We start from the raw sequence: 12,879 nt of genomic DNA, 5'->3' as shown, positions 1-12,879 counted from the left end.
GTCGTCCGGCTTCCCGGTCGTCGCGGCCACCCCGCCGTGGCGCCCTGAGACACAGCACGCGTACCCGCCGGTAGCCTCGGCGCCGTGTCCCGGATGCTGCAGCTGACGCTCGCCACCCTGCGCCCCCGGCGCGCCCTGCCCGGCTTCGACCCGCTCGCCCCGTCCGTCACGCGCCTGCGCGTGCGCCCGGGCGACCTGGACCTGTACCGCCACGTGAACAACGGGGTGTACCTGCAGTACATGGACCTGGGCCGGTCGAACTACCTGGCCGACCTCGGCGCCTTCGGCCGGCTGTCGGCCCGCGGGTGGTACCCGGTCGTCGCCGCGTCGACCGTGAAGTACCGCCGCTCGCTGACCCTCGGGCAGCGCTTCACGGTGACGACGCGCCTTCTCGGGTGGGACGGCCGCGTGGTCTACCTGGAGCAGGTGGTCGAGCGCGACGGGCTTCTCGTGGCCCGCGGCTGGGTCGCCGGGCGCTTCCTGTCACGCGCGGGTGACCGCATCGCGCCGGCCGACGTGATCGCCGCCATCGACGCCGGGCTGCGCGAGAGCCCTGCACTGCCCGAGGACGTCGCCGCCTGGGCGCGCGCCGTCGACGTCGCCCACCGCTGAGCCGCCGGCCCGCCGCCGCGGCGGGCGGGCCGGCGTGCGGAGGTCATGCCGTCGGTGCGAGCACCTCCAGCAGGAGCGCCTCGGCGAGGACGACCCGCTCGAGCTCGCCCAGGTGCACCGACTCGTCGGCACCGTGCGCACGCGAGTCGGGGTCCTCGACGCCCGTCACGAGGATGGTCGCGTCGGGGTAGACGTCGAGCAGGTCGCTGATGAACGGGATGGACCCGCCGACGCCGATGTCGACCGGCGCCGTGCCCCACGCGGTGCGCATCGCCCACCGGGCGGCCTGCATGCCCGCGGAGTCGGCCGGGGACCGGAACGGCCTCCCCTGCTCCCCCTCGTGCACGGTGACCCGCGCACCGAACGGCGCGTGCGCCAGGAGGTGCTCGCGCATGGCCGCCATGGCCGCGGCGGGGTCCTGCCCCGGTGCGAGCCGGACCGAGATCATCGCGGACGCGCGCGGCGTGATGGTGTTCGAGGCGGACGCGACGCGCGGGGCGTCCAGTCCGATGACGCCGATGGCCGGCCGCGTCCACAGCCGCGCGGTCAGCGGGCCGGTGCCGGCCAGCCGGACGCCGGGCAGCACGCCCGCGTCGGCGCGCAGCTCGGCCTCGTCGTAGTCGACCGTCGGGTCGTCGGCGTGGACCAGTCCCGCGACCGCGACGTCCCCGTGCTCGTCGTGCAGGGTCGCGATCAGGCGGGCCAGCAGCGTCGGGGCGTCGAGCACCGGGCCGCCGAACATGCCGGAGTGGACCGCGTGGGACAGCACCTCGACGTCGACGACCAGGTCGACCAGACCCCGCAGGGACGTGGTCAGGCCGGGCACGCCCACCTTCCAGTTGGAGGAGTCCGCCACGACCATGACGTCCGCGGCGAGCAGGTCACGGTAGGTGTGCAGGAAGTCGACGAACGTCGGGGAGCCGATCTCCTCCTCGCCCTCGACGAAGACCGTCACGCCGACGCCGAGCTCGTCACCGAGTGCGCGCAGCGCACCGACGTGGGCCACGACGCCCGCCTTGTCGTCCGCCGCGCCGCGGCCGTACAGGCGCTCGCCGCGCTGGGTGGGCTCGAAGGGCGCGGACGACCAGTGGCGGTCGTCACCGGGCGGCTGCACGTCGTGATGGGCGTAGAGCAGCACGGTCGGGGCGCCGTCCGGGGCCGGTCGGCGCGCCACCACCGCGGGGGCCCCCGGCGTGCCGTCGGCGCCCGTGACGCGCAGCACCTGGACCTCGGGCATGCCCGCGTCGGAGAGCAGCTGGGCGACAGCGGCGGCGGAGGCCTCGACGTGCGCCCGGTCGAACTCGGTGTTCGAGACGCTCGGGATGCGCACGAGGGCCTCGAGGTCCGCGCGGACGCCGGCGAACTGCTCGGCGACGCGCGCCCGGAGCACGGCGACGCGGTCGTCGGTCGGGGTGGGGACGGGGTCGATGGTGGTCACGTCGTCCGACGCTACTCGACTACCCTGGGAGGGTGTTCGGACGCAAGCAGGACCCCCCGCCGACGGTCGACGCGCCCCTCGTCGACGAGCCGCCGCAGCCGGAGCCCACGGGCAAGGGCCGCCCCACGCCCAAGCGCAAGGAGGCGGAGGCGCGCAACAAGCGACCCCTCGTCCCGACGGACCGCCGGGCCGCCGCACGCGAGGCGCGTGCCCGGAACCGGGCGCTGCGCGACCTGGAGTACCAGGCCATGCGCACGGGCGACGAGCGGCACATGCCCCTGCGAGACCGCGGACCGGTGCGCCGCTACGTGCGCGACAGCGTGGACTCGCGCTGGAACCTCGGCGAGTTCTTCCTGCCGCTCGCGGCGGTGTTCCTGGTCCTGCAGTTCGTCACCGCGCGCAACGCGCCCGTGGTCGCCTTCGCGACGCTGCTGCTGCTGTACGTCTACATCATCGCGTCGATGGTCGACGCCTGGCTGATGTGGCGCGGGCTGAAGAAGCGCCTCGTCGCGAAGTTCGGCGAGGACAAGCTCCCGCGCGGTCTGACCATGTACGCGGTCCTCCGTGCGTTCCAGGTGCGTCCGTCGCGGCTGCCGAAGCCGCTCGTCAAGCACGGGCAGCGCCCGGCCTGACGGGCCGGGCCGGGCCGTCAGCCGCAGGCCCGGACCACCTGGAGCACGACGAAGCCGAGGACGGCCAGCGGCACCACGGGCGGCACCCCGCTGCGGCGGGGCGCCGCCGGGTCGCCCGCCGTGGCGGACGAGGGGCGAGCCGAGGGCTGCCGCTCGGTCGGCTGCCCGCCGTGGCGCTGCACCGACGAGGGCAGGCCCGAGCCGGTGGGCACCGGCACCCAGCGGTGGTCCGGCAGCAGCACGTGCCCGTTGACCACGTCGCCGACCCGGTAGGTGCGCTGCGCCGGCGCGGACGCCGCGGCCTGCGCCGCCGTGCGCTCGGCGGCACGGCTCGCCGCGTCCCGGGCGTCGGCCGCCCGGTGCTCGACCGCCCGCCGGTCCGCGGACGCCTCGTGGGCGACCGCGCGGCGCTCCGCGGCGGCGCGCTCCGTGGCGAGCCGGCGCTCGGTCGCCCGCTGCGCGGACCGCTCGGCCGCCGACCGCTCCGGGGTGGGGCGCTCCGACGTGGTCCGCTCCGCGGTGGACGGTCCGGCACCGGCGCCGGTCGCCGGGCGTCCGGCACCCCGCCGTGCCGACGCGGAGGCGGCACGGGCGCGCACCCGCTCCGCGAGCGGCACCCACTCGCCGTCCGGCGTGAGGACGTGCTCGTCGACCACGTCGCCCGCGGCGTACGGCGGTGAGGGATCGCGCCGCAGCGCCACCCACGTGAGGTCCGCGTCGAGCATGTGCCCGTCCACGACGTCACCGAGGCGGTAGGGCGAGCCGGCCGTCGGCGAGAGCCGCACCCACTCCCCCGAGCCGGTCAGCTCGAAGCCGTCCACCACCGCACCGACCGCGTACATCGTCCTCCTCCGGCACCCTCGTCGACCTGGCCGCAGGCTACCGTCCGGCGGACCGCTCAGGGCAGCGTCCGCCCAGGTGCCGCGGTGTCGTCGTGCCGCGACGGCGGCGGCGGTCGGTGCCCCAGGCCGTCGCGGCGCACGGTGCGCACGAGGAGGGCGCCGAGCGCGACGACGGCGAGCGACGCCAGGAGCACGACCGGGAGCGACATGGCCCCTACCGTGGCGTGCCGGTGGCCTTGTCCTCCAGTGCCACTTCGGCAAGAGTGGCCACATGCCCCCGACGGCCGACCGCCGCGTGAACGGCGCCCGCCTGCGCACCCTCCTCGGCTCGTGGCACCACCACGGCCCGGCCTACCAGGCGCTCGCCGACGCGCTGCGCGGCCTGACCCGCTCCGGGACGCTGCCGCTGGCCACACGGCTGCCCGGCGAGCGGGAGGTGGCCGAGGCGCTCGGGGTGTCGCGGACCACCGTCACGGCGGCCTACGACCTGCTGCGCGACGAGGGCTTCCTCGTCAGCCGGCGCGGGTCCGGCACGGTCACGACGCTGCCGGACCACGCGGGCGACCGGGCTCCGGCCCGTCTGGGCACCGTGGACGACGAGCTCGTCGACCTGTCCGCCGCGGCCCCGCCCGCACCCCCGCAGCTCGCGGCCGCGTGCGCGGCCGCACTCGACGCCCTGCCCCGGTACACCGCCCGCGCCGGGTACCTGCCGCTCGGCCTGCCCGACCTGCGGGCAGCGATCGCGGAGCGGTACACGCGCCGCGGCGTGCGCACCACCCCGGACCAGGTCCTGGTCACCACGGGCGGTCAGCAGGCGATCCACCTGCTCGCCGGCACGTTCGCGGGCACCGGCGACCGGGTCGTGGTCGAGCACCCCACCTACCCGCACGCGGTCGACGCGGTCCGGGCCGTCGGCGCACGTCCCGTCCCCGTGCCCGTGACGACGCAGGGCACCGACCTGGACCTGCTCGCCTCCACCCTGCGCCAGGCCTCGCCACGCCTCGTCTACCTGGTCCCCGACCACCACAACCCGACGGGCACGTCGCTGCCGGACCAGGACCGTGAGCGCGTGCGCGACCTGGCCCGCCGCACCCGGACGGTGGTGGTCGGCGACGAGACGCTCACGGACCTCACGCTCGACGGCGCGGACCCCGCCCCGTTCGCGGGCGGCGGGGGTGTCGACCGGTACGTCGTGTGCGTGGGATCCGCGTCGAAGTCGTTCTGGGGTGGTCTGCGGGTCGGGTGGGTCAGGGCGCACCCGGACGTGGTCGCCGCACTGGGACAGCGCCGTGCGCACGTGGACCTCTGCACGTCGGTGCTCGACCAGCTGGTGACCCTGCGGCTGCTGGACCGGGCCGACGAGATCCTCGCGGAGCGGCGCGCGACGGTCCGCGCCCAGCGCGACGCCCTGCTGGGCATGCTCGCGCGTGACCTGCCCGACTGGCAGGTGGCGGTCCCGCACGGCGGGCTGTCCACGTGGGTCGACCTGGGGGCCCCGGTCTCGACGGCGCTCGCCGCACTGGCCCACGGCCACGGCGTGCGCGTCGCGCCCGGTCCGGCGTTCGGCGTGGACGGCACCTTCGAGGACCGCCTGCGCGTGCCGTTCTCGCAGGACGCCGCCACCCTGCGCCGCGCGGTCGACGGCCTGGCCGCGGCCTGGGCGGCCCTGGGCACCCGGACGTCGGCGCGCGTGGCAGGGGGTCAGCCGACGCTGGTGTGACCGTCAGCCGGCGGGCAGCTCGATGACCGGCGGCACGTCGTCCTCGCCGAGCTGCAGCACGACGCGACGGACACCCTGACCGGCCAGGGCGCGCCAGTGCTCGCCCAGCCACTGCTCCGCCTCGAACCGCGCGAGGAACACCGGGCTGCCGGGCCGGTCGACGGTCAGGCCACCCGCGTCCTCGAGCCGCCACTGCCAGCGGGCGCGTACCAGGCTCACCGCGCACCTCCGCGGCGGGCGTCGTCCGCGAGCGCGCGCGAGACGCGCGCGGGGAAGGCCGGTCCCTCGTAGACGAACGCCGTGTAGGCCTGCACGAGCGTGGCCCCCACCGCCAGGTACTCGCGCGCGTCGGCGGGCGAGGCGATGCCCCCGACGCCGATGATGACGGCCTCCTCGCCCAGCCGCGTGCGCAGCCGTGCGACGACGTCGAGCCCACGGGCGAGCAGCGGCGGACCGGAGAGCCCACCCGGGCCGAGGGTGTGCCCGACGGTGGTGTTGACCGCGACGACACCGTCCAGGCCGAGCTCGGCCACCAGCTCGGCGACCGCGTCGACGTCGGCGTCGGACAGGTCCGGCGCGATCTTCACCAGCACGGGGACGACGGGGCGCCCGGCCCGCACGGTCGCCTCGTCGGCGGCGACGCGCGTCGCGGTGAGCACGGGCCGTAGCGACTCGACGGCCTGCAGGTCGCGCAGGCCCGGGGTGTTGGGCGACGACACGTTGACCACGAGGTAGTCGGCGTACGGGGCCAGGCGTCCGGCGCTGGTCGCGTAGTCGGCGGGCGCCTCGGCCGCCGGGGTCACCTTCGTCTTGCCGATGTTGACCCCGACGACGAGCGAGCGGCCGTGCGGTGTGGCCCGCAGCCGGCGCAGCCGTGCGGCGACCGCTGCCGACCCCTCGTTGTTGAAGCCCATGCGGTTGCGCAGCGCTCGCTGGTCGAGGACCCGCCACAGTCGCGGCTTCTCGTTGCCGGGCTGCGGCTCCGCGGTGACGGTGCCGATCTCCACGAAGGAGTAGCCGAGCATCGCCAGGCCCTCGACCGCGCGGGCGTTCTTGTCGAAGCCCGCCGCCAGGCCGAACCGGCCGGGCAGGGTGCGTCCCCAGACGCGCACGGCGCCCGCGCCGCCGCGGGGCACCCGCAGTGCCCGCGACACGAGGGACCGCAGCCCCGGCACCCGCCCCACGGCGCCGATCAGCGCGAACGCCAGCTCGTGCGCCCGCTCGGGGTCCATGCGACGGAAGACCAGGTCGAACAGGAGCCGGTACACGCCGATCACCCTACGGCCGGCGGGTCGCTCGGGGTCCGGCCGTCCACGGCGGCGCCGCGGTCCCCGGTGCGCCGCAGCCACCACAGCCCGACGAACGGCAGCACCAGCGGGACGTAGCCGTACCCCGCGCCGAACCGCGACCAGACCGTCTCGTCCGGGAAGTCGCCGACGTCGACCACGGACAGCGTCCCCACGGTGAGCACGCCGACCAGCTCGAACACGACCGCGACCCAGGCGGTGGCCCGCCGGTCGCGCGCCAGCGCGACGGTCGCCACGACGTAGACGATGCCGGCGGCCAGCGACAGCACGTACGCGACGGGCGCCTCGTCGAGCTTGGTGCCGACCTGGTAGAGGCCGCGCGCCGTCGCCGCGATCGCGAGCACGCCGTAGACCGCGACGAGCAGTCGCCCGCCGCCGGTCCCGGTCGCGCGGTGCGACGGCGTGGCACCCGGTGCGGTGCGGCCCGACCCGGTCACGTCAGGCCGCCCAGATCTGCAGCAGACGCAGCTCGAGGAACGCGACCGTCAGCACGGCGACGAGCAGGACGACCGAGCTCCACCGGGTGCGCTCGGCGAACGCCCAGGCGGCGGCCACGGGAAGCACGACCAGCTGCGTCACGACGTAGCCCCACAGCAGCACGCCGTCGACGTCCTGGTCACCCGTCGCCTGCACGACCGCGAGGACGACGCCCTGCAGCACCAGCACACCCTCGACGACGGCGCCGCCCCAGAGCTGCCGCAGGACGACCGGACGGTCGGCCACGACGAACCACCCGGCCCATCCGGCCAGTGCGAGGCAGAGGGCGGCGACGAGCAGCGCGAGAGGGAGGAACACGGTGCCACAACCTACCGCGCACCGCCGACCGGGCCGCACGTCCGCCGGGACCCGGTCCGGGCGCGGCTACCATCGGGTACGTGATCTCGCTGACCTCCTCCTCCCCCGCCGAGCTCGACGTCGACGCCGTCGTCGTGGGTGTCCAGGCCCAGGGCACGTCCGTCGTCCCCGTCGCCGCCGACTGGCTCCCCGCCGAGCTGACGCGCCAGATCACGCAGGACGGTGCACGCCTCGGCATCACCGGAGCGGTCGACGAGGTGCGCCGGCTCCCCGGCACCGGGCTGCGCGCGGCCATGCTGGTCGTGACCGGCCTGGGCGACGGCCCGACCGACGCCGGCACGCCGGCGGGTGCGGAGCTGCTGCGCCGCGCGGCCGGTGCCGCGACCCGCGAGCTCACCGGCCTGGACTCGGTGGCGCTCGCGCTGCCCGCGCAGGACGCCGACGCGGTGGCCGCCGTGGCCGAGGGCGCCCTGCTCGGCGCCTACGGGTTCGCCCGCTACCACGCGCAGGACGCCCCGGTCGGGCGCATCGAGCTCGTCACGCCCGCGGTGAAGGACAAGGCGGCCAAGGCCGCGCTGGCGCGGGCCGAGGTGCTCGCGGAGGCCGTGCACGGCACGCGCGACCTGGTCAACACGGCTCCCAACGACCTGTACCCCGCCGCGTTCGCGGACCTCGCCAAGGCGGCGGTCAAGGCGGCCGGCACCCGGTCGCTCAAGATCACGGTCCTCGACGAGAAGGCGCTCGCCGCCGGCGGCTACGGCGGCCTGGTCGGCGTCGGGCAGGGCTCGGCGCGTCCGCCGCGGCTCGTCAAGGTCGCGTACTCCCCGTCCAAGGCGTCGGGTCACGTCGCCCTGGTCGGCAAGGGCATCACGTTCGACTCCGGCGGCATCTCGATCAAGCCCGCGGCCGGCATGGAGGCGATGAAGTCGGACATGGCCGGTGCGGCCGCCGTGCTGCACACGGTCGTCGCGGCTGCGCGCCTGGGCCTGCCGGTGGCGGTCACCGGCTGGCTCTGCCTGGCCGAGAACATGCCGTCGGGCACGGCCCAGCGCCCCTCGGACGTCGTGACGATCCGTGGCGGCAAGACCGTCGAGGTCCTCAACACCGACGCCGAGGGCCGGCTCGTGATGGCCGACGGCCTGGTGGCGGCGGTCGAGGAGAAGCCCGACCTCGTCGTCGACATCGCCACGCTCACCGGTGCGCAGATGGTCGCCCTCGGCCACCGCGTGTCCGCGGTGATGGGCACGGACGAGGCGCGCGCCGAGCTGGTCGACGCCGCGCACGGCGCGGGCGAGCAGTTCTGGCCGATGCCGCTGCCGGCCGACCTGCGCGCGGGCCTGAAGTCGAAGGTCGCGGACCTGGCGAACATCGGGGACCGGTTCGGCGGCATGCTGACGGCCGGGATCTTCCTGCAGGAGTTCGTCGGGACGACCCCGTGGGCGCACCTCGACGTGGCCGGCCCGGCGTTCAACGAGCGCACCCCGTTCGGCTACACCCCCGTCGGCGGGACCGGCGTGGGTGTCCGCACGCTGCTGCGGCTGCTGGAGCAGCGCGCCTCCTGACCGACGGCCGGGGCGCTGCGGTCCGACCCGCACGGCGGGCCGCAGCCCTCGACCCCCGGCGGGCGGCTGCGTCAGCCGCGCTCGGTGGCGCGGCGTCGGCGCTCGATGCGCTGCCGGGAGTTCCAGTCCCGGACCCGCTGCGGGTACCCGGTCCGCTGGACGTCGTAGACCGGGATCTGCAGGTCACGTGCGAGCGCGGCGGCCGTCCGCTCGTCGGGCACCTTGCGGCGCGTCCACTCCCCGTCGGTCGCCACGAGCATGAGCGTCGTGGGCGTGACGTTGGTCCGCGGCTCGACGTACGCCTCGACCCCGACGCGCGTCGCGACGAACTCGCGCAGGTACGCGAGGGTCTCGGCGCGTGCGCTGCGGCCGGCCGGCACGTCCGTCGACGACTCCGCGCGCGCCGACCGTCGTCGGGAGAAGAGACCCATGCGCGCACCCTACCGATGCAGCCTGCACACGGCCTGGGTGGCGCGGCGCCGGATCGTGCGTCCTCGTCCGCCACGACGCCGCAGGTCATGGGACGTCTGTCGTGGGGCTCACACCCGCACTTGTGGTAGACGGTTCGTCGCGGAGTGGACGGGATGACAAGATGGGGCCGCAGCAGATCCCAGACCCTCCGAGGAGTGCGCACGTGGCCGACAACGGCACCGCTTTCGACATCGTCGTCCTGGGCGGAGGCAGTGGCGGCTACGCAGCCGCGCTGCGCGCCGCCGAGCTCGGCAAGACCGTGGCCCTGGTCGAGGCCGACAAGGTGGGTGGCACCTGCCTGCACCGCGGGTGCATCCCGACCAAGGCGCTCCTGCACGCGGCCGAGCTCGCCGACAACGCCCGCGAGGGCGCGCAGTTCGGGGTGCACAGCACGCTCGAGCGCATCGACATGGCTGGCGTGAACACCTACAAGGACAACGTGATCGGCCGGCTCTACAAGGGCCTGCAGGGTCTCATCAAGTCCCGCAAGATCGAGGTCGTCGAGGGCTACGGCAAGCTCACCGGCCCGAACACCGTCCAGGTGGGCGACCGCACGCTGACCGGTGAGCACATCGTGCTCGGCACCGGCTCGTACGCGCGCTCGCTGCCCGGTCTGGAGATCGGCGGCCGGGTCATCACCTCCGACCAGGCGCTGACGCTCGACTGGGTGCCGCGCTCCGCGATCATCCTCGGCGGCGGCGTCATCGGCTCCGAGTTCGCGAGCGTCTGGAAGTCGTTCGGTGCCGACGTCACGATCATCGAGGCGCTCCCCCACCTGGTCCCGAACGAGGACGAGGCGATCTCCAAGGCGTTCGAGCGCGCGTTCCGCAAGCGCGGCATCAAGTTCAACCTCGGCGTCCGGTTCTCGGGCGTCACGCAGGACGACAACGGCGTGCACGTCTCGCTGGAGGACGGCAAGACCTTCGACGCCGACGTGCTGCTCGTCGCGGTGGGCCGCGGCCCGAACACCGGCGGCCTGGGCTACGAGGAGCAGGGCATCACGCTCGACCGCGGCTTCGTCATCACCGACGAGCGCCTGCACACCGGCGTCGCGAACATCTACGCGGTCGGCGACATCGTCCCCGGCCTGCAGCTCGCGCACCGCGGCTTCCAGCAGGGCATCTTCGTCGCCGAGCAGATCGCGGGCCTCAACCCGCCGCTCATCGACGAGTCCGGCATCCCGCGCGTGACGTACTCCGACCCGGAGGTCGGCTCGGTCGGCGTCACGGAGAAGCGTGCCAAGGAGCTCTACGGCGACGACGGCGTCGACGTCCTCGAGTACAACCTGGGCGGCAACGGCAAGAGCCAGATCCTCGCCACCCAGGGCTTCATCAAGCTCGTCCGCAAGAAGGACGGGCCGGTCGTCGGTGTGCACATGATCGGTGCGCGCGTCGGCGAGCTCATCGGCGAGGGTCAGCTGATCGTCAACTGGGAGGCCTACCCGGAGGACGTCGCCCAGCTGGTCCACGCGCACCCCACGCAGAACGAGGCTCTCGGTGAGGCGTTCCTCGCGCTCGCCGGCAAGCCGCTGCACGCCCACAACTGACCCCAGGACCCAAGGAGACACGAGCGGTCATGTCCGACAACGTGCAGCTTCCCGCGCTCGGTGAGTCCGTCACCGAGGGCACCGTCACCCGCTGGCTGAAGAACGTCGGCGACACCGTCGAGGTCGACGAGCCCCTGCTCGAGATCTCGACCGACAAGGTCGACACCGAGATCCCCTCGCCGTTCGCCGGCGTGCTCGAGCAGATCCTCGTCCAGGAGGACGAGACCGTCGAGGTCGGCGCGTCGCTCGCCGTCATCGGCTCCGGCCAGGGCGGCGACTCCGGCTCCGCCGAGCAGGACGCCCCCGCCCAGGAGCAGCCGGCGGAGCCGGCCGCCGAGCAGCAGGCTCCCGCCGAGGAGCCGGCCGCCGAGCAGCAGCCTGCGCAGCAGCCCGTCGAGGAGCACGAGGACGCCCCGGCGCCCTCGGCCGGTGGCAACGGTGGCGGTGGTGGCCAGGAGGTCACCCTCCCGCCGCTGGGTGAGTCCGTCACCGAGGGCACCGTCACCCGCTGGCTGAAGAACGTCGGCGACAGCGTCGAGGTCGACGAGCCGCTGCTCGAGATCTCGACCGACAAGGTCGACACCGAGATCCCCTCGCCGGTCGCTGGCACGCTGCAGGAGATCCGCGTGCAGGAGGACGAGACGGTCGAGGTCGGCGCCGTCCTGGCGGTCGTCGGATCCGGCGACGCCGCGCCCGCCGCCGCACCCGAGCAGCCGTCGGCACCGGAGCAGCCCGCGCAGGAGCAGACGCCCGCCGCGCAGCCGGCCGGGCACGAGGCCCCTGCGCCGGAGGCCGAGCAGGCACCGGCCGCGCAGCAGCCTGCGCCGGCCGCGCAGGAGGCCGCCGCCGCGCAGCCGACCGCGCAGTCCGCGCAGCAGTCCGCGCCGCAGCCCACCGCGGGCGGCTCGTACCTGACCCCGCTCGTCCGCAAGCTCGCGGGCGAGAAGGGCGTCGACGTCGCGACCCTCACGGGCACGGGCGTCGGCGGGCGCATCCGCAAGGAGGACGTCCTCGAGGCGGCCGCCAAGGCCGAGGAGGCCCGCAAGGCCGCCGAGGCCGCGAAGGCGGCGCCGGCACCGGCCGCCGCAGCACCCGCTCCCGCCAAGGCGGCCGCGCCCGCCCAGGTCTCGCCGCTGCGCGGCACGACCGAGAAGGCGAGCCGGCTGCGGCAGATCATCGCCGAGCGCATGGTCGAGGCCCTGCACACGCAGGCGCAGCTCACCACCGTCGTGGAGGTCGACGTCACCCGGATCGCCAAGCTCCGGGCACGGGCCAAGGAGGACTTCAAGGCGCGCGAGGGTGTCAACCTCACGTTCCTGCCGTTCTTCGTGCAGGCCGCGGTCGAGGCGCTGAAGACCTACCCCAAGGTCAACGGCATCCTCGAGGACAAGACCATCACGTACCACGGCCAGGAGAACGTCGGCATCGCGGTCGACACGGAGCGCGGGCTGCTCGTGCCGGTCATCCGCGACGCGGGCGACCTCAACCTCGCCGGCATCGCCCGCAAGATCAACGACCTCGCGGGCCGCACCCGGTCCAACAAGGTCACGCCGGACGAGCTGTCGGGCGCCACCTTCACGGTGACGAACACCGGCTCGGGCGGGGCGATCATCGACACGCCGATCGTTCCCGGCGGCACGTCGGCCATCCTCGGCACCGGCGCGATCGTCAAGCGCCCGGTCGTCGTCAAGGGCCCGGACGGCGAGGAGGTCATCGCGATCCGCTCGATGTGCTACCTGTGCCTGTCGTACGACCACCGCCTGGTGGACGGCGCCGACGCGTCGCGCTACCTCACCGCGGTGAAGAACCGTCTCGAGGAGGGCGCGTTCGAGTCCGAGCTCGGTCTCTGACGCACACGCACTCCCTCGCGGGGCCGTCCACCAGCCGGTGGGCGGCCCCGCGGCGCGTGCGGGGGACGCCACGGCTGCGGCGCGCGTGGCGGTGGCGTGACGGT

Annotated in this window: 14 protein-coding genes; 6 read left to right on the top strand and 8 right to left on the bottom strand. The window is 75.0% G+C overall.

Features of this window, described 5'->3' with window-relative positions; genetic code table 11:
* Positions 1-93: 93 nt before the first annotated feature.
* Complete coding sequence (locus J1G43_RS09010) at positions 94-612, top strand: thioesterase family protein (protein ID WP_207341272.1); 519 nt, start codon at positions 94-96, stop codon at positions 610-612.
* A gap of 43 nt (positions 613-655) precedes the next feature.
* Here the strand turns inward: J1G43_RS09010 and J1G43_RS09005 are convergent, their stop codons facing one another.
* Positions 656-2,050 carry a dipeptidase gene (locus J1G43_RS09005; RefSeq protein WP_207341143.1) on the bottom strand — a complete coding sequence of 465 codons (1,395 nt, stop codon included), beginning with the start codon at positions 2,048-2,050 and terminating at the stop codon, positions 656-658.
* A 32-nt stretch (positions 2,051-2,082) separates the two neighbouring features.
* Here J1G43_RS09005 and J1G43_RS09000 point away from each other — a divergent pair, with 32 nt between their 5' ends.
* Entirely contained in the window at positions 2,083-2,682 is a 600-nt protein-coding gene (locus J1G43_RS09000; RefSeq protein ID WP_207341142.1) for a DUF3043 domain-containing protein, read from the top strand.
* Between the two features lie 17 nt (positions 2,683-2,699).
* Here the strand turns inward: J1G43_RS09000 and J1G43_RS08995 are convergent, their stop codons facing one another.
* Together J1G43_RS08995 and J1G43_RS08990 are read right to left on the bottom strand one after the other, a co-directional pair.
* The gene (locus tag J1G43_RS08995; RefSeq protein ID WP_207341141.1) at positions 2,700-3,524 is read right to left on the bottom strand and encodes a hypothetical protein; all 825 of its coding nucleotides are present in this window, start codon (positions 3,522-3,524) and stop codon (positions 2,700-2,702) included.
* Between the two features lie 56 nt (positions 3,525-3,580).
* Positions 3,581-3,733 carry a hypothetical protein gene (locus tag J1G43_RS08990; RefSeq protein ID WP_207370520.1) on the bottom strand — a complete coding sequence of 51 codons (153 nt, stop codon included), beginning with the start codon at positions 3,731-3,733 and terminating at the stop codon, positions 3,581-3,583.
* A 62-nt stretch (positions 3,734-3,795) separates the two neighbouring features.
* Between J1G43_RS08990 and J1G43_RS08985 the strand changes: the two genes are divergently transcribed.
* Positions 3,796-5,244 (top strand): PLP-dependent aminotransferase family protein, encoded by a 1,449-nt coding sequence (locus J1G43_RS08985; RefSeq protein ID WP_207378347.1) that lies wholly within the window; start codon positions 3,796-3,798, stop codon positions 5,242-5,244.
* Positions 5,245-5,247: 3 nt separating this feature from the next.
* On the opposite strand, the gene J1G43_RS08980 is transcribed toward J1G43_RS08985, so the two are convergent.
* Genes J1G43_RS08980 through J1G43_RS08965 form a run of 4 tightly spaced genes read right to left on the bottom strand, consistent with a single transcriptional unit; the run spans position 5,248 to position 7,346 of the window.
* Complete coding sequence (locus J1G43_RS08980; RefSeq protein WP_307859533.1) at positions 5,248-5,463, bottom strand: hypothetical protein; 216 nt, start codon at positions 5,461-5,463, stop codon at positions 5,248-5,250.
* Positions 5,460-6,512 carry a quinone-dependent dihydroorotate dehydrogenase gene (locus tag J1G43_RS08975; RefSeq protein WP_207378346.1) on the bottom strand — a complete coding sequence of 351 codons (1,053 nt, stop codon included), beginning with the start codon at positions 6,510-6,512 and terminating at the stop codon, positions 5,460-5,462. The genes J1G43_RS08980 and J1G43_RS08975 overlap by 4 nt, the downstream gene beginning before the upstream one ends.
* A gap of 5 nt (positions 6,513-6,517) precedes the next feature.
* A complete protein-coding gene (locus J1G43_RS08970; protein WP_207341137.1) occupies positions 6,518-6,988 on the bottom strand; it encodes a hypothetical protein in 471 nt (156 codons plus the stop codon).
* A gap of 1 nt (position 6,989) precedes the next feature.
* The gene (locus J1G43_RS08965; protein ID WP_207370522.1) at positions 6,990-7,346 is read right to left on the bottom strand and encodes a hypothetical protein; all 357 of its coding nucleotides are present in this window, start codon (positions 7,344-7,346) and stop codon (positions 6,990-6,992) included.
* Between the two features lie 80 nt (positions 7,347-7,426).
* Here J1G43_RS08965 and J1G43_RS08960 point away from each other — a divergent pair, with 80 nt between their 5' ends.
* Positions 7,427-8,908: a leucyl aminopeptidase gene (locus J1G43_RS08960; protein ID WP_207370523.1), complete on the top strand. Its 1,482-nt coding sequence runs from the start codon at positions 7,427-7,429 to the stop codon at positions 8,906-8,908.
* 71 nt (positions 8,909-8,979) lie between these two features.
* Here J1G43_RS08960 and J1G43_RS08955 read toward each other — a convergent pair whose 3' ends face one another.
* Positions 8,980-9,339 carry an oxidoreductase gene (locus tag J1G43_RS08955; protein ID WP_207370524.1) on the bottom strand — a complete coding sequence of 120 codons (360 nt, stop codon included), beginning with the start codon at positions 9,337-9,339 and terminating at the stop codon, positions 8,980-8,982.
* A 203-nt stretch (positions 9,340-9,542) separates the two neighbouring features.
* On the opposite strand from J1G43_RS08955, the gene lpdA reads away from it, so the two are divergent.
* Positions 9,543-10,925: a dihydrolipoyl dehydrogenase gene (gene lpdA / locus J1G43_RS08950; protein WP_207341133.1), complete on the top strand. Its 1,383-nt coding sequence runs from the start codon at positions 9,543-9,545 to the stop codon at positions 10,923-10,925.
* A 29-nt stretch (positions 10,926-10,954) separates the two neighbouring features.
* Positions 10,955-12,775, top strand: a complete 1,821-nt coding sequence (gene sucB, locus J1G43_RS08945) for a 2-oxoglutarate dehydrogenase, E2 component, dihydrolipoamide succinyltransferase (RefSeq protein ID WP_207341132.1) — start codon at positions 10,955-10,957, stop codon at positions 12,773-12,775.
* Positions 12,776-12,879: the final 104 nt, after the last annotated feature.

This window comes from Cellulomonas sp. zg-ZUI22, assembly GCF_017353535.1.
Taxonomy (GTDB): domain Bacteria; phylum Actinomycetota; class Actinomycetes; order Actinomycetales; family Cellulomonadaceae; genus Cellulomonas; species Cellulomonas wangleii.
This window is presented reverse-complemented; position numbering and strand designations above follow the sequence as displayed.

Bases quoted from the DNA above. Each gene is read 5' to 3' on its own strand.
- J1G43_RS09010 (WP_207341272.1), top strand. From the start codon at position 94: ATGCTGCAGCTGACGCTCGCCACCCTGCGCCCCCGGCGCGCCCTGCCC.
- J1G43_RS08995 (WP_207341141.1), bottom strand. From the start codon at position 3,524: ATGTACGCGGTCGGTGCGGTGGTGGACGGCTTCGAGCTGACCGGCTCG.
- J1G43_RS08990 (WP_207370520.1), bottom strand. From the start codon at position 3,733: ATGTCGCTCCCGGTCGTGCTCCTGGCGTCGCTCGCCGTCGTCGCGCTC.
- J1G43_RS08985 (WP_207378347.1), top strand. From the start codon at position 3,796: ATGCCCCCGACGGCCGACCGCCGCGTGAACGGCGCCCGCCTGCGCACC.
- J1G43_RS08955 (WP_207370524.1), bottom strand. From the start codon at position 9,339: ATGGGTCTCTTCTCCCGACGACGGTCGGCGCGCGCGGAGTCGTCGACG.
- sucB (WP_207341132.1), top strand. From the start codon at position 10,955: ATGTCCGACAACGTGCAGCTTCCCGCGCTCGGTGAGTCCGTCACCGAG.